Annotated in this window: 14 protein-coding genes and 1 riboswitch; of the genes, 10 read left to right on the top strand and 4 right to left on the bottom strand. The window is 42.0% G+C overall.

Going from position 1 to position 15,879, the window contains the following annotated elements:
• The first annotated feature begins 125 nt into the window (after positions 1–125).
• The 3 genes from H7T93_RS06820 to H7T93_RS06830 all read left to right on the top strand — a co-directional run bounded on the left by H7T93_RS06820 (position 126) and on the right by H7T93_RS06830 (position 4,149).
• Positions 126–1,499: a UDP-N-acetylmuramoyl-tripeptide--D-alanyl-D-alanine ligase gene (locus tag H7T93_RS06820; protein WP_002891578.1), complete on the top strand. Its 1,374-nt coding sequence runs from the start codon at positions 126–128 to the stop codon at positions 1,497–1,499.
• Positions 1,500–1,588: 89 nt separating this feature from the next.
• Positions 1,589–2,254 carry a TIGR02206 family membrane protein gene (locus H7T93_RS06825; protein ID WP_002891577.1) on the top strand — a complete coding sequence of 222 codons (666 nt, stop codon included), beginning with the start codon at positions 1,589–1,591 and terminating at the stop codon, positions 2,252–2,254.
• Positions 2,255–2,604: 350 nt separating this feature from the next.
• Entirely contained in the window at positions 2,605–4,149 is a 1,545-nt protein-coding gene (locus tag H7T93_RS06830; protein ID WP_002884210.1) for a peptide chain release factor 3, read from the top strand.
• Positions 4,150–4,524: 375 nt separating this feature from the next.
• Here H7T93_RS06830 and thiT read toward each other — a convergent pair whose 3' ends face one another.
• Positions 4,525–5,100 (bottom strand): energy-coupled thiamine transporter ThiT, encoded by a 576-nt coding sequence (gene thiT, locus H7T93_RS06835; RefSeq protein WP_002884661.1) that lies wholly within the window; start codon positions 5,098–5,100, stop codon positions 4,525–4,527.
• A gap of 81 nt (positions 5,101–5,181) precedes the next feature.
• A riboswitch (TPP riboswitch) is annotated at positions 5,182–5,301 on the bottom strand.
• Between the two features lie 103 nt (positions 5,302–5,404).
• On the opposite strand from thiT, the gene H7T93_RS06840 reads away from it, so the two are divergent.
• The 3 genes from H7T93_RS06840 to H7T93_RS06850 all read left to right on the top strand — a co-directional run bounded on the left by H7T93_RS06840 (position 5,405) and on the right by H7T93_RS06850 (position 8,487).
• A complete protein-coding gene (locus H7T93_RS06840; RefSeq protein ID WP_013991039.1) occupies positions 5,405–5,785 on the top strand; it encodes a PH domain-containing protein in 381 nt (126 codons plus the stop codon).
• 12 nt (positions 5,786–5,797) lie between these two features.
• The gene (locus H7T93_RS06845; protein ID WP_195968836.1) at positions 5,798–6,703 is read left to right on the top strand and encodes a magnesium transporter CorA family protein; all 906 of its coding nucleotides are present in this window, start codon (positions 5,798–5,800) and stop codon (positions 6,701–6,703) included.
• A gap of 194 nt (positions 6,704–6,897) precedes the next feature.
• Positions 6,898–8,487, top strand: coding sequence for a DEAD/DEAH box helicase (locus tag H7T93_RS06850; protein ID WP_164332042.1), 1,590 nt, complete (start codon positions 6,898–6,900; stop codon positions 8,485–8,487).
• A 55-nt stretch (positions 8,488–8,542) separates the two neighbouring features.
• On the opposite strand, the gene H7T93_RS06855 is transcribed toward H7T93_RS06850, so the two are convergent.
• From H7T93_RS06855 to H7T93_RS06865, 3 genes are read right to left on the bottom strand one after another with little or no spacing between them, the layout of a single operon-like run.
• Positions 8,543–8,812, bottom strand: a complete 270-nt coding sequence (locus tag H7T93_RS06855; protein ID WP_118172086.1) for a GIY-YIG nuclease family protein — start codon at positions 8,810–8,812, stop codon at positions 8,543–8,545.
• A gap of 3 nt (positions 8,813–8,815) precedes the next feature.
• Positions 8,816–9,580 (bottom strand): tRNA1(Val) (adenine(37)-N6)-methyltransferase, encoded by a 765-nt coding sequence (locus H7T93_RS06860; RefSeq protein ID WP_059749235.1) that lies wholly within the window; start codon positions 9,578–9,580, stop codon positions 8,816–8,818.
• A 49-nt stretch (positions 9,581–9,629) separates the two neighbouring features.
• On the bottom strand, positions 9,630–10,565 hold the full coding sequence (locus tag H7T93_RS06865) for a polysaccharide deacetylase family protein (protein ID WP_021143741.1): 936 nt from the start codon (positions 10,563–10,565) through the stop codon (positions 9,630–9,632).
• A gap of 128 nt (positions 10,566–10,693) precedes the next feature.
• Between H7T93_RS06865 and H7T93_RS06870 the strand changes: the two genes are divergently transcribed.
• From H7T93_RS06870 to H7T93_RS06885, 4 genes are all read left to right on the top strand, one after another.
• A complete protein-coding gene (locus H7T93_RS06870) occupies positions 10,694–11,449 on the top strand; it encodes a lysophospholipid acyltransferase family protein (protein WP_021143742.1) in 756 nt (251 codons plus the stop codon).
• 107 nt (positions 11,450–11,556) lie between these two features.
• Complete coding sequence (locus H7T93_RS06875) at positions 11,557–12,252, top strand: helix-hairpin-helix domain-containing protein (protein WP_021143743.1); 696 nt, start codon at positions 11,557–11,559, stop codon at positions 12,250–12,252.
• Positions 12,242–14,482 carry a DNA internalization-related competence protein ComEC/Rec2 gene (locus H7T93_RS06880; protein WP_201041710.1) on the top strand — a complete coding sequence of 747 codons (2,241 nt, stop codon included), beginning with the start codon at positions 12,242–12,244 and terminating at the stop codon, positions 14,480–14,482. Before H7T93_RS06875 ends, H7T93_RS06880 begins: the two co-directional genes overlap by 11 nt.
• Before the next feature lie 85 nt (positions 14,483–14,567).
• Positions 14,568–15,830, top strand: a complete 1,263-nt coding sequence (locus H7T93_RS06885) for a UDP-N-acetylglucosamine 1-carboxyvinyltransferase (protein WP_175057726.1) — start codon at positions 14,568–14,570, stop codon at positions 15,828–15,830.
• Positions 15,831–15,879: the final 49 nt, after the last annotated feature.

Below are 15,879 nucleotides of genomic sequence, written 5' to 3' on the forward strand. Positions count from 1 at the left end.
ACCATTGTAACAAATTCATCTCCCAAGCAAAAGCTAGCCTGATTTGTGATATAATTGGGAGTGATTGCGGGCAAGAAAATCTTATTTCTTGCTAGACTTGTAAAAATAAAACAGAGGATTTTAAGATGAAACTGACACTCCATGAAATTGCCAAGGTTGTTGGCGCTAAAAATGATGTCACAGCCTATGAAGATGTTGCCATTAACCAGATTGAGTTTGATAGCCGTAAGATTACAGCGGGCGACCTCTTTTTGCCACTCAAAGGTGCGCGTGATGGACATGATTTTATCCAAACAGCCTTTGACAATGGTGCTCTAGCGACATTCACAGAAAAAGAATTATCGGCTGATCAAGCCCATATCCTAGTTGATGATGCTCTTGAAGCCTTCCAAAAACTGGCTGCCTACTATCTTGAAAAGACTGGTGTTGACGTTATTGCGGTGACTGGTTCTAACGGTAAGACAACGACCAAGGACATGATTCATGATATCTTGGCCACAACCTATCGTACTTACAAGACCCAAGGTAATTACAACAATGAGATTGGTCTTCCTTATACTGCCCTACACATGCCTGATGATACGGAGAAAATCGTCCTGGAGATGGGGCAAGACCACATGGGAGACATTCACCTCTTGTCAACCTTGGCGAAGCCAAAAACAGCTGTTGTTACCTTAATCGGAGAGGCTCATTTGGAATTCTTTGGTAGCCGTGACAAGATTGCTCAAGGTAAAATGCAAATGCAAGACGGTATGCCTGATGGTAGCCTCTTGCTTGTACCTAGTGATCCTATCGTCGATCCATTCTTGCCAAGCAATCTTGAAGTGGTACGCTTTGGGGATGGTGCGGAGCTTACGGTCTCTGAGTTGACAGAGTTCAAAGACCACCTCACCTTCTCAACAAACTTCCTAGACGGACAAGTTACCTTGCCAGTCACTGGAAAATACAATGCCACAAATGCCATGGTTGCTGCCTATGTCGCTAAACACTTGGGTGTAACTGAGGAAAATATCCTCTCAGCTCTTGCTAACTTGCAGCTTACAAAGAACCGTACCGAATGGAAAAAAGCAGCCAATGGTGCTGATATTCTTTCCGACGTCTACAATGCCAATCCAACAGCTATGAAGCTCATTTTGGAGACCTTCTCAGCCATTCCTAAGAATGAAGGAGGCAAGAAAATTGCTGTCCTAGCTGATATGAAAGAACTCGGTGAACAGTCTGTGCAACTTCACACGCAGATGATACTAAGTCTGACACCAGATGCTATTGATACGGTGATTTTCTACGGTGAGGATATTGCAGAATTGTCGCAACTTGCTAGCCAAATGTTCCCTCTTGGTCATGTTTATTATTTCAAGAAAACAGCTGACGAAGACCAATTTGACGCTATGGTCAAACAAATCAAAGAAAGCCTAGGTGAGCACGATCAAATCTTGCTCAAGGGCTCTAACTCTATGAACCTAGCCAAGGTCGTGGAAGAATTACAAGCTAAGAATTAAGTTCTCTAACCTGCTCTCTAAAGCAGGTTTTTGCTTTACCCTGAAATTTGATATAATAGCAGGCATAGTAATTTCAGCAGGAGAAGAGAATGAAGAATTTTTTGACAACCACCCAAACTCATCCACCTCAGATACCTTTGCCCTATTATTTGCTTATGCTTTTGGCGATGGTACTTTTGAGTTACTTGAGTTGGCGTTGGTATAAGAATAAGATATGGCGTTGGACCTTTCTCACTATCCAAGCCATTCAACTCTTTGCCCTTTATACCTGGTACCTCTGGCAGGGCTTTCCACTTTACATTAGTCTGCCCCTTTACCATTGTCGCATGGCCATGTTTGCTGTTCTCCTCCTGAAAAATAGTAGAATAAAGAGCTATTTCGCTATTATGGGAGTTGTCGGGACTTACTGTGCATTGATTTATCCAGTATTTGATCCCTATGAGTTTCCTCATATCACAGGCTTTTCTTTCCTAATTGGCCACTATGCCCTACTGGTCAATAGCCTGAATGTAATTTTTAATAGTTATAAAACTCATCCAATCAGTAAGCGGCTGATTGTCGTGGCCACCTTATTACTGAATCTAGCTTTGGTAATAGTTAATCAGACTATTGGTGGAAACTATGGCATGCTTAAACACACACCATTTATTATGGGAGCTCCCTTATTTGTCAAATACCTTGCTGTTTCAGGGTCTCTGATTATTCTCATGATAATCATGAAAAAAGGTCTGGAGCATTTTGAAGAGAAATATTAAATAAATGAAGAAACACGCTATCAGAAAGTTGATAGCGTGCTTTGTCAATTTATTTGTTTTATTCTAGTTTTATTCTAACACAAAACGCTTTCAGAATTGCTTTCACACTGTAATTTGGATATAATAAAAGTGCTGTGCCTGCGAGAATTATCGCAAGCCTCGACAACAAATGTAGCTTTCAAAAGACAGAAATTTTCTGAAAGAAGTGCTACAACTATCTTACTTTTCAATCTGGTAAAACTCAGTAGCTATGGAGCATAGACATTTTGCAATTTTTAAGGAAGCTACTGACGTCCGATACCGCTAAGGAAAAGTATCAAAAAGATTATTTTTAAAGAAGAAAGAAAATTATGAGTATCCAAGACGAAATCAAAAAACGCCGTACTTTTGCCATCATCTCTCACCCCGATGCCGGTAAAACAACAATCACTGAACAATTGCTTTACTTTGGGGGTGAAATCCGTGAAGCTGGTACCGTAAAAGGTAAGAAAACCGGAAATTTTGCCAAATCAGACTGGATGGATATTGAGAAACAACGTGGTATCTCAGTAACCTCATCTGTGATGCAGTTTGACTATGCGGGTAAACGTGTCAATATCCTTGATACCCCAGGGCACGAGGACTTCTCAGAAGATACCTACCGTACCCTTATGGCGGTTGATGCTGCCGTCATGGTTGTTGACTCAGCCAAAGGTATCGAGGCCCAAACCAAAAAACTTTTCGAAGTTGTCAAACACCGTGGGATTCCTGTCTTCACCTTCATGAACAAATTGGACCGTGATGGACGTGAGCCACTTGACCTCTTGGAAGAGTTGGAAGAAGTGCTTGGTATTGCCAGCTACCCAATGAACTGGCCTATCGGTATGGGTAAAGCCTTCGAAGGACTTTATGACCTCTATAACGAACGCTTGGAGCTCTATAAAGGTGACGAGCGCTTTGCCAAGATTGAAGATGGGGATACTCTTTTTGCCAACAACCCATTCTATGAGCAAGCTAAGGAAGATATCGAACTCTTGACAGAAGCGGGTAATGAATTCTCTGAAGAAGCTATTTTAGCTGGTGAATTGACACCGGTCTTCTTCGGTTCTGCCCTTACTAACTTTGGGGTTCAAACCTTCCTCGATACCTTCCTCAAATTTGCACCAGAACCACATGGTCACAAGACAGTGGATGGCGATGAGATTGATCCTCTTAACAAGGATTTCTCTGGTTTTGTTTTCAAAATCCAAGCCAACATGGACCCACGTCACCGTGACCGTATTGCCTTTGTTCGTATCGTGTCTGGTGAATTCGAGCGTGGTATGAGTGTTAATCTAACACGTACTGGTAAAGGAGCTAAGCTCTCTAACGTCACTCAGTTTATGGCTGAATCCCGTGAAAATGTCGAAAATGCCGTGGCTGGAGATATTATCGGGGTTTACGATACAGGAACTTACCAGGTTGGTGATACCCTTACTGTAGGTAAAAACAAATTTGAATTTGAGCCCCTACCAACCTTTACGCCCGAGTTGTTCATGAAAGTTTCTGCTAAAAACGTCATGAAGCAGAAGTCCTTCCATAAAGGAATTGAACAATTGGTGCAAGAAGGAGCCATCCAGCTCTACACCAATTACCAAACAGGTGAATACATGCTTGGTGCCGTTGGTCAACTTCAGTTTGAAGTTTTCAAACACCGTATGGAAAATGAATACAATGCCGAAGTCGTTATGACACCAATGGGTAAAAAGACTGTGCGTTGGATTCAACCTGAGGACCTCGATGAACGCATGTCATCAAGCCGAAATATCTTGGCCAAAGACCGCTTTGACCAACCAGTCTTCCTCTTTGAAAATGACTTTGCCCTTCGTTGGTTTGCGGACAAATATCCAGATGTAACATTGGAAGAGAAGATGTAATACGGCACAAAAGATGACGATTTTAAATCGTTCATCTTTTGACGCTAGCCACTATCTTGTGTCTAGCTAGCCGTCTCACTAACTGCGTCAGACGAATAATATCGATTCGTCTGACTTCGCGTCGAAAAATCTTAATAATGATATCTACACTACATACTATGAGACCGTGGCTAAGTCCCTTACTAACTCGAAAACGGAAAAAAATCGTTTCCGTTTTCTCATGTCGTAATACTATGTATAGTTTATGTAAATCGTTCATCTTCTGACGCTAGCCCCTATCTTGTGTCTAGCTAGCCGTCTGACTTCGTGTCGTAATATGTTATGAAAACAAGAAAAACCATAGGACTGTCAATTAAGACTGTCCTATGGTTTCTTTTATTTTTCCGTATTTAGTAACCTGCCTAGGAATCGTTGTAGGGCGAAGAAAACGATGAGGCTGGCCAATGTTTCTCCAAGGAAGGATGAGCTATTGACAATAAATGAATAGAGATAAGGGCTTTGTCCTTTAGGGGCATAGCTTCCCCAAAAGATGACACCGGCTATAAAGTGAATGAGGTAACGAGCGAAGCTACCAAGAAGAATCCCCTCAGTAATCACCATCAGAGACTTGACTTTATTGCCTTGTTTAATGGCTTTATCAAGGGCTGGTTTGACCACACCACTGATACCAATCAGACTAAAGGCGACAAAGTACTCCAGAAACCCTTGTGTCAAGGTCAGCCAACCACCGGCTGCCTGTCCTGTCACCACTTGAAGTAGCCCCCAGATAAGACCGCCCATAGCACCAGCTTTTAAGCCCCAGCGAAAACTGAGGAGAAAGATAGGTACCATCTTAAAGGAAAGGGAAATCCAAGGGCCTAGTGACATGGGCTGAGTAACTAAGTCCAGAATATAAGCAATGGTTGCAAAAAGGGCAACCTCAATCATTGGTCGAATATTTGTTTTCGACATAAAAAAACCTCCTATACCAATCGTCTTGATTGGCTGTTTTTTGCCACATCAAAACGACGTCATAGAAGTTCCTCTATTTCAATCTATTTTGAGACACATCCCTACGCAGGTCCTAACCTGATCAGGTGGTAAGAGTTTAGGCAAGTCTTGAAGAAAAAATCAAGCTAGCCATTCTCAGCAATTGCTCCTCTTGTGACTCTTTAATTGTACTACTAGAAACCCATTTCTGCAAGTGTCTGAAATCCTAAAATTGTGGTATAGTTAAAGCAAGGATTATCTTTACAATAAAAAAGGAGAAACAACTATGGGACTTTTTTCAGGACTGCTTGGCAACGCATCTAAAAAAGATAATGATAAGGTTGAGCGCCAATTGGAGGGGATCTTAATTCCAGGTGAACAGGTGGAGTTAGCCTATGTTTTAGTTCGTGACTTGATTGTCTTTACAGAGAAGCGCTTGATTTTAGTCGATAAGCAAGGTGTTACCGGGAAGAAGACTTCCTACAAGTCTATCCCTTATCACTCGATTTCTCGTTTTACTGTAGAAAGTTCAGGGCACTTTGACCTAGATGCTGAACTTAAGATTTGGATTTCATCAGCACTGGAGCCCGCAGAGGTCCTTCAATTTAAGAGTGATAATAATGTCTTTGAAATTCAACAAGCTTTGGCAGCAGCAGTGCTAAAGTAATGAGGAAGAAAAATGTTTATTGAAAAAGAACTGGGTTATAAGCGTCACTGGATTAATATTGACTCAGATATTATTTCTGAGCAATCCTACCTTTATACCAAGTATGATATTGACCAGGAAACCATAGAGTATGCCTTGGATAAAAATGAACGAGCCCACATGGACTACAATCGTGAGAATGGGACAATCACCTTTATCTATAACGTTCTGGCACTTGAAAAGGACAAGGAATACTATGAAACCATTCCTCTGACCTTTATTGTTCAAGATACGCGTTTGGTGACCATTAGTAACGAGGATAACGCTTATGTGATAAGCAAGATGCAAGATTATGTGGATAACCATGAGGATTTGTCTATCTACAAATTGCTCTTTGCAGGACTTGAGATGATTTCAAATGCCTACTATCCCGTCATTGAATGTTTGGATCAGCAAAAAGATGAGGTTAGTCGACGCCTAAGACAGACAACGACGAGTAAGAATCTTTACGATCTTTCAGATTTGGAAATAGGCATGGTCTATTTGGTGGCTGCAGCCACACAAAACCGTCTTCTATTGGAACACATCAAGGGGCACGCCATTTATCGTCGTCTCAATGAGGTCGAAAAAGAGCAGTTTGATGATGCCATGATTGAAGCCAGGCAGTTGGTTGCCATGACGGATCTTATTTCTAAGGTCTTACAGCACCTATCAGGTTCTTATAACAATATCCTAAACAACAACTTGAACAACAACTTGAGCAATCTGTCCATTATTGAGGTACTTTTAGGAGTGCTTGCCGTTATTACTGGTTTCTTTGGGATGAATGTTCCTCTACCGTTTATGACTGTCAGTCCAGCCTGGATTTTCATCATTATCGGTAGTGCGATCCTTTGTTTGGTCTTGGCCCGCTACTTGCGTTGGTTGGTCCATAAATAATAATTAGTGAGTGAAACCGTCTTCTCAAATTGGAGGCGGTTTTAAAACGTTATTCACTGTCTTTTTATTCTTAAATATGATAGACTAGATGAGTTGTTAAAATAAACGACTATTAAATACAGGTAGTTAACATACTACACAACCAAGTCTCATAAGGTGGCTTCGCACCGCCTTCAAATAGAAAGAAGAATACTTTGAAATTTACAGATTTAAACCTATCAGAAGACATCCAATCAGCTGTTGTAGCTGCCGGTTTTGAAAAGCCATCACCTATCCAAGAGTTGACGATACCACTCGCTCTTGAAGGTAAGGATGTTATCGGTCAGGCCCAAACTGGTACTGGTAAAACAGCTGCCTTTGGTTTGCCTACCCTAGATAAAATTCGTACAGAAGAAAATACAATCCAAGCCCTTGTGATTGCCCCAACACGTGAGTTGGCAGTGCAATCTCAAGAAGAGCTTTTCCGTTTTGGCCGTGATAAGGGCGTTAAGGTTCGCTCAGTCTACGGTGGCTCTAGCATTGAGAAACAAATCAAGGCCCTCCGTTCAGGTGCCCACATTGTAGTAGGGACACCAGGTCGTCTCCTTGACCTTATCAAACGTAAGGCTCTTAAACTCAATAATATCGAGACTTTGATTTTGGATGAAGCTGATGAAATGCTTAACATGGGCTTCCTTGAAGACATTGAAGCTATCATTAGCCGAGTACCAGAAGAACGTCAAACCCTTCTCTTCTCAGCAACTATGCCTGATGCCATCAAACGTATTGGCGTTCAGTTCATGAAAGATCCTGAGCATGTGAAAATCAAGGCTAAAGAATTGACCAATGTTAACGTTGACCAATACTTTATCCGAGTCAAGGAACAAGAGAAGTTCGATACCATGACTCGCCTTATGGACGTTGACCAACCAGAGTTGTCAATCGTCTTTGGACGTACCAAACGTCGTGTGGACGAGTTGACACGTGGTTTGAAACTTCGTGGTTTCCGTGCAGAAGGTATCCACGGTGACCTTGACCAAAACAAACGTCTTCGTGTTATCCGTGACTTCAAGAACGACCAAATCGATATCTTGGTTGCCACAGACGTTGCAGCGCGTGGTCTTGACATTTCAGGTGTCACTCACGTCTACAACTACGATATCCCACAAGACCCAGAAAGCTACGTTCACCGTATTGGACGTACAGGCCGTGCAGGCCAATCAGGTCAATCGATTACTTTCGTTGCTCCAAACGAAATGGGTTACTTGGGAATCATCGAAAACTTGACTAAGAAACGCATGAAAGGTCTTAAGCCACCAACAGCTCAAGAAGCCTTCCAAGCTAAGAAGAAAGTTGCCCTTAAGAAGATCGAACGCGACTTTGCGGATGAAGCTATCCGTTCTAACTTTGACAAGTTCAAAGGTGACGCGGTTAAATTGGCTCAAGAATTCACTCCTGAAGAATTGGCACTTTACATCTTGAGCTTGACCGTTCAAGACCCAGAGACAATGCCAGAAGTGGAAATTGCCCGTGAAAAACCATTGCCATTCAAACCATCAGGTGGTGGCTTTGGCGGTAAAGGCGGCAAAGGTGGCCGTGGTGGCAACCGTGGTCGCGATAACAACCGTCGTGGTGGATACCGTGGCGACCGTAACCGCGATGATCGAGATGGTGGCCGTCGTGACTTCAAACGCAAGTCTAAGAAGAATAGCCGTGACTTCGAAAACCGTGGCAATAAACGCCCACACCGTACCTCAAGCGAAAAGAAAAACGGATTTGTTATCCGTAACAAGGGTGATAAATAAACAATGAAAACGCTCTATGAAAATAGAGCGTTTTCCTATATCAAAAAGCACACGGTTATTTTTCCGTGTGTTCTTTGATATAGGCTAGTTTTTTCTCTCGGCTTTTTCTCTTAAAGAGTGCTTCGGCGCTCATGGCCTCTGGTTTGCTGGCGAAGGCTTCTGAGTAGAGGAGTTTAACTGGTAGGCGGGCTCTGGTGTACTTGGCGCCTTTGCCTGCATTATGGGTTTTGAGGCGGCGTTCGACGTCTGTGGTATAGCCTGTATAGAGGGTGCCATCGGCACACTCAACCACATACATGTAGGCCTTGCTATCCTTTGCTGTCATCGTTTAGGACTCACCTTCAGCCTTTTTTCCAAAGTAAATCTCAAAGATTTCGTCAGTATAATCACCATTTTCCTTATGCACAAAGAGAGGTGGAAGGATTTTCAAGCCATCTGTCGAGCCGTCTTTAATGGCTTCAATCAGGAGCATATTTGCCTCACGTCTCATCTTAGGATAGATAAACTGGATGCGTTTAGGTGCTAGATTATACTGGCGCATGGTGTCGATGATATCCAAAAAGCGATCAGGACGATGCACCATGGCAATGCGTCCATTAGATTTGAGGGCATGACGTGCGACCTGGCAGATTTCCTCTAGATTGGTTGTGATTTCGTGACGGGCCAAGAGGTAGTGCTCTGACAGATTCTTCTTGGACGTTTCTGTCGCCTTAAAGTAGGGAGGGTTACAGAGGATAAGGTCCACCTGAGATCGTGGGGCATGGTCAAGTAAATTTTTTAGGTCATCATTGACAACAGTCACCTGATTCTCTAGTTGATTAAGAGTTACGGAACGTTTGGCCATATCAGCTAGGCGTTCTTGCAACTCAACCAAGGTAATTGGTGCCTCGGTGCGTGTGCTGGCAAAGAGACCCACGGCACCATTTCCGGAACAGAGGTCGACGATTAACCCCTTCTTTGGAATTTTTGGGAATCGCGAGAGGAGGACACTATCAATAGAGTAGCTGAAGACCTCCTTATTTTGAATGATTTTCACATCTGTGGAGAAGAGCTGGTCAATGCGTTCTCCATCTTTTAAAATTGGATTTGTCATAGTTTTTATTGTAACAAAAAACAGCTCCCAAAGGAACTGTTGCGAGTGATTACTCTAGGACACCGAAGGTATATCCTTGATTTTTGAAGTATTCGATAATTTGTGGAAGGGTCTGAACAGTGAGCTCCTTACCAGCTGTATCGTGCATTAGTACAACTTTAACAGTAGTTTCAGGGAAATATTTCTGTGAACCGTCCATATAAGCCATCATGCTTTCAGATGTGGTTGGACGAACAGAGAGTGGTTCTGCATCTCCACAGAGCATGTTCCAGTCAATCCACTGGATATCTTCCTTGGCGAGAGCATGATCAGTACTTTCTAGACCTTGCCATGACATATGACCACCAGGATAACGGAAAATTCTTGTCTTGAAGTCCTTGCCTAAGATAGCTTGGAAATTGGCATTGGTTTGGTTAACCTCAGAAACAATCTGACTTTGGTTAGGAACACGTCCTGGATAAAGCAGATTGAAATTATGGCTAAGACTGTGGTTGGCAATGGCATGTCCTTCAGTAATTTGGCGTTTGAGGATGTTCCCATTTTCAGGTGTGATGGTATAGCCGATGTGGAAGAAGGTTGCGTGAACGCCATACTCTTTCAGGATATCCATGACTTGTGGTGTCAAAGTGGGATCAATCCCATCATCAAAGGTTAAAAAGACTACCTTACCCTTAACATCATCTGATTTTCCTCGGATAGTGTTATTAACGGCAGTGACATCATAGGCGTAGTCAGACGCCTCAATGCTGTGGTTGCTTCCTTTTTTGAGTTCTGTTTTATCCTCTTTTTTAGCTTTTTCTGAAGATGAGCTTGTGCTATTAGCGACTTGTTCAGTCTTTTCAGCCTTGGCTACTTGTTCAGATTTCGTGTTATGGCGTTGGAATAGGACAAATCCTAGGATAGCCAGAATAGCCAAGTTTGCAATAATAAGGCAAAGATTAAGTGCCTTTCTATTTTTCCCTATAATCTCAATACTTTTTTTCATAGTTACATTATAGCTCAAACTATTAGAAAGTGCCACACCATTTTCAATAGTTTACAAAGAAATTCGATGAAAAAAGCGCTCCTTTTTTGGTATAATAGTAAAAAACTTGTAGAAAAAGAGGTAAAAACGTGTTTTACGCTTATTTACGTGGGCTTGTTGTCTTCCTTCTATGGATTATCAATGGGAATGCCCATTACCACAATCGCGATAAATTATTGAACAAGGACGAAAACTATATCTTGGTTGCTCCGCACCGAACTTGGTGGGACCCTGTTTATATGGCTTTTTCAGCTCGTCCTAAGCAGTTTATTTTCATGGCTAAGAAAGAACTCTTCAAGAGTCGTATCTTTGGTTGGTGGATCCGTATGTGTGGAGCCTTCCCAATTGACCGTGAAAATCCTGGTCAAGAAGCTATCAAGTACCCTGTTAACATGCTTAAGAAGAGTAACCGTAGTTTGATTATGTTCCCAAGTGGTAGCCGCCATTCATCTGATGTTAAGGGTGGGGTTGCAGTTATCGCTAAGATGGCTAAGGTTAAGATTATGCCGGTTGTCTATCAAGGACCTCGTGAACTCAAGGGGCTCTTGACAGGTGAACGTGTGGATATGAACTATGGTAATCCCATTGATATTTCAGATTTGAAGCGTTTGAATGACGAAAATATCCAAGAGGTTGCTCGTCGTATCCAGTCTGAATTTGATCGCCTTGATGAGGAAGCTTTGAGTTATCAAACAGGCAAGAAACCCAATCCTTTGACTTATGTTTACCGAGTACCTCTCGGTATTGTGGCTATCATTGCGGTACTTTTGACCATGGCTTTCTCATATGTAGCTAGCTTTGTTTGGAATCCTGAAAAACACCGTGCCAAAGAAACTCAGAAATAAGCTAAAAACTCTATCAGACATAGATCTGATAGAGTTTTTTACTTTTTGATATATTTTTAAAATTTTTTACGAATAAGAAAGAAAATATATCAATTAAGGAGAATAGCGTGAAGGAAAAGATTCTAGCCTATGTCAAAGATAATCGTCTGTTTGTGAGTGTCATCGCTGTACTGATGGTGATTTTTTGCTTCTTTCTATGGATGACTTGTGGTGCCGGCAACAGCATGGAGGCGGAGACGTCTTATACAGATGTGACAACATTGTCAACCTCCTCATCCAAAGAAGGGTCAAAATCACTTACTGAAGTGTCTTCTCAGTCAAAGACTGAAGAAAGTGAAAAGGATAAGTCAAAAGTAACAGTGGATGTTAAGGGGGCTGTGGCCAATCCAGGTGTTTATACCTTAAAAGCAAGCGCTAGGGTGACTGACGCCATCAAAGCAGCTGGGGGAATGACCGAGGATGCGGATGCTAAGAGTGTTAATTTAGCCGCAAGCTTGTCAGACGAAGAGGTTATCTATGTAGCAACTAAGGATGAAAACCTTTCTGTCCTTGGTCAATCAGGAACTAGTCAGGTGTCTGACAAAGGAGGACAAACTAATGCTAAGGATGGGAAAATTAACTTAAATACAGCGACTGCAGAGGAATTGCAAACCATTTCTGGAATTGGAGCTAAGCGAGCAGAGGATATCATCGCCTATCGCGAAAGTCATGGCGGCTTTCAGTCCGTAGATGACCTGAAAAATGTTTCAGGAATTGGTGATAAAACGTTAGATAAAATCAGAGAGTCCATCTATGTGGCTTAAAAAAGCGCCAATCAATCTTTTTTCCTTGTCTCTTTTAATAGCTGCCCTTTATTTTACGATTTTTGTCACTAATGTTTACGCTATTGGTGCTTTTGTCTTTCTTATGGTCTGTTTTTTGAAGCATCATTGGAAGAATAAGGCAGCCCTAAAGTTGGTGGGACTTGTAGGTAGTTTCTTTTTGGTCTACTTTTTATTCTTGCATCATAGAGCTAGCATACAAGATAAACAAGCCCCTGCTGAAATCAATCAGGTGACTCTGGTTGCTGATACGCTATCGGTTAATGGTGAGCAATTATCCGCTATCGGTAAGGCCAAGGGACAAAACTATCAGGTCTTTTACCGACTCAAATCTGAGAAGGAGCAGCATTTTTTCAAGACTACTAGTCAAACGCTAGTATTAAAAGGGAAAATTACGTTAACCCCAGCAACTGGTCAACGTAATTTTCAAGGGTTTAATTATCAGTCTTATCTAGCCAGTCAAAGCATTTATCGAATCGCTCAGATTGAGCGCTTGGACCAAGTGGTACCTCAAAAATCTCTATCTCCCCTAGCTTTTTTCCATCAACTGAGGAGGAGGGCTTTGGTTCATATCCAGACGCACTTTCCTAGTCCTATGAGACACTATATGACAGGCCTGCTCTTTGGGTATTTGGATAAGGAGTTCGATGAGCAGAGTCAGCTTTACACAAGTTTAGGTATTATTCATCTATTCGCACTTTCGGGGATGCAAGTGGGCTTTTTTCTGGGATGGTTTCGCTACGGTCTCCTACGCTTAGGTCTTCCTAAAGATTATCTATTTATCGTCTTGCTGCCTTTTTCCTTATGTTATGGCCTAATGACAGGATGGACAGCTTCAGTCCTACGTTCCTTGGTTCAAAGTTTGCTGGCTGAGTTTGGTATTAAAAAACTGGACAATATGGGAATAACCTTGCTTCTATTGTTTCTCTTGTTACCTCATTTTCTCTTAACAGTGGGAGGTGTATTAAGTTGTTCCTATGCCTTCTTGTTGTGTTTGTTTGATTTTGAGGACTTGTCATCTTTAAAGAAATCAATCTATACGAGCTTGGTATTGAGTATTGGGATTTTGCCCTTTCTAACTTACTATTATGGAACCTTTCAACCAGTTAGTTTAATTCTAACAGCGATTTTTTCCATAGTATTTGATAGCTTTCTCTTGCCTGTATTGACAGTATTCTTTGCCCTCTCAGGACTGGTAATCTTTTCTCAAATCAACCCACTTTTTGAATGGATGGAGTCCTTTTTGACTTGGATACAATCCTGGATAGGTCAACCTTTGATTTTAGGGAAACCTAGTTTGTTTCAGTTTGGCTTGATGATAGCTGTATTGATTTTGCTCTTTGATTTTTGGAAAAAGCCTCAGTTTAGGATTTGCCTTTTGATGATTTTTGGACTTTTGATGGTCTGGGTCAAACATCCTTTAACCAATGAGGTGACTGTGGTTGACGTGGGTCAGGGAGATAGTATTTTCCTGAGGAGTATGAAAGGCGAGACTATCCTAATTGATGTGGGTGGCAGGGTGACGTTTGGGACTAAGGAAAAATGGCAAGAGTCTAGCCAGACGAGCAATGCGGAGAAAACCTTGATTCCCTATCTAGAGGCTAGAGGAGTGTCTCAAATTGATTATCTGGTCCTGACGCATACGGACACAGACCATATTGGTGATTTGGAAGAAGTGGCCAAGTGTTTTAAGATTAAGGAAATCTGTGTCAGTCAGGGGGCTTTGACTAAGTCTAGCTTTGTTAAAAGACTTCGGACTATAAAATGCCCAGTTCACACTCTAAAGGCTGGCGACAAATTACCTATGATGGGAAGCAATCTACAGGTTCTTTATCCCAATAAAATTGGTGATGGTGGTAACAATGATTCGATAGTTCTTTACGGAAAGCTATTAGGAAGCAGTTTTCTGTTTACCGGTGATTTGGAAAAAGAAGGAGAGGAGGAACTGATGGCTAGCTATCCAACTTTAAGGGCAAGCGTCCTCAAAGCTGGACACCACGGTTCAAAAGGTTCTTCGTCTGAAGCTTTTTTGGACCAGCTGCACCCCTCCCTTGCACTTGTTTCAGCTGGTGAGAACAATCGTTATAAACATCCAAATGATGAAACAATAGAACGTTTTAAGCAACGCCACATTAAAATTTTACGAACAGATAAAGACGGAGCCATCCGTTTTAAGGGCTGGTTTAAATGGTCAAGTGAAACTGTCCGATAATTGTTAGAGTTCTTAATTTGTCATGCACCTCAATCTATGGTAGAATGTAAAAGCTAATATTCCAGTATAAGAAAGATTGAACAGTATGCGTAAAATTATCATCAATGGTGGTAAGAAACTTCAGGGAGAAGTTACAGTATCAGGTGCTAAAAATTCAGTTGTTGCATTGATTCCAGCCATCATTTTATCTGATGGAGTGGTTACTCTTGACGGGGTCCCAGCAATCAGCGACGTCGATAACCTAATTGAAATTATAGAAGTAATGGGTGGTTCTGTTAAGCGTGATGGCGAAACACTCGAAATTGATCCACGAGGCGTTAAGGATATGCCAATGCCATTTGGTAAGATTAACAGTCTTCGTGCTTCTTATTATTTCTACGGTAGCTTGCTTGGACGTTACGGTCAAGCAACAGTAGGTTTGCCTGGTGGTTGTGATTTGGGACCACGTCCTATTGACCTTCACCTTAAAGCTTTTGAAGCGATGGGTGCTAGCATTTCCTATGAAGACGAATCTATGCGTATTGCGACTGATGCTAGTCAACGCATTAAGGGTGCTCATATCTACATGGATACGGTCAGTGTTGGAGCAACGATTAATACCATGTTGGCAGCAGCTAAGGCTGACGGTCGTACGGTCATTGAGAATGCGGCGCGTGAACCTGAGATTATTGATGTAGCAACTCTTCTTAACAATATGGGCGCACGTGTTCGTGGCGCTGGTACAGAAGTCATCACGATTGAAGGTGTAGAGAGCTTGCATGGCACTCGTCATCAGGTTATTCCAGACCGTATTGAAGCGGGTTCCTACATTGCTATGGCCGCGGCTATCGGTAAGGGAATTAAGGTTAAAAATGTTCTTTATGAACACCTTGAAAGTTTTATCGCTAAACTTGAAGCAATGGGTGTTCGTATGACAGTTGAAGAAGATGCCATCTTTGTTGAAGAGCAAGGTGATTTAAAACCTGTTGACATTAAGACATCGCCTTATCCAGGTTTTGCGACGGATTTACAACAACCGATGACACCTTTGTTACTGAAAGCAAGTGGTCGAGGAAAAATTATTGATACGATTTATGAGAAGCGTGTGAACCACGTTCCTGAATTGGCTCGTATGGGTGCTGATATTCAGGTACTCGGTGGACAAATTGTTTACAATGGTCCAACGCAACTCTCAGGTGCGCCAGTAAAAGCCAGTGATTTGCGTGCAGGTGCTGCGCTTGTTACGGCAGGTCTTATGGCAGAAGGTCAAACTGAAATTACCAATATTGAGTTTATCCTTCGTGGGTATTCAAATATCATTGAGAAACTTTCTGACCTTGGTGCAGATATTCGTTTGATTGAAGATTAAGTCTAAGGTTCAACCCCTAGTGGTTGAGCCTTTTTCCATTTCTAAAACT

Source organism: Streptococcus sp. 9.1, from assembly GCF_016648815.1.
Classification (GTDB): Bacteria; Bacillota; Bacilli; order Lactobacillales; family Streptococcaceae; genus Streptococcus; species Streptococcus salivarius_E.